At 63.0% G+C, this 243-nt stretch carries 1 protein-coding gene; it reads left to right on the forward strand.

All coding sequences use genetic code 11. The annotated features are described in order from the left end of the window. On the forward strand, window positions 1–243 hold a 243-nt coding region (locus SB689_RS23990; RefSeq protein ID WP_410694527.1), incomplete at both ends, for a transposase.

Raw genomic sequence — 243 nt, forward strand, 5'->3', positions numbered from 1 at the left:
CTGGGGCGGCTTGCAGAGCGATTGCCAGTAGCGTTGATCGCCACGTTGCGCGAGCACTGGAACGAGCTGGCGAGGCTGGACGGACAGATTGCCGAGATCGAGCGACGCATGCGTGCGTGGCAGAAGGAGAACCGGGCTGTGAAGGCGATCAGCGAGATTCCCGGTGTCGGCCTTCTGACGGCGACGGCAGCGGTGGCGATGATGGGTGACGCAAAGGCATTCAGATCAGGTCGAGAGTTTGCG

Origin of the sequence: Chryseobacterium sp. SIMBA_038 (genome assembly GCF_046535115.1) — a bacterium.
Taxonomy (GTDB): domain Bacteria; phylum Bacteroidota; class Bacteroidia; order Flavobacteriales; family Weeksellaceae; genus Chryseobacterium.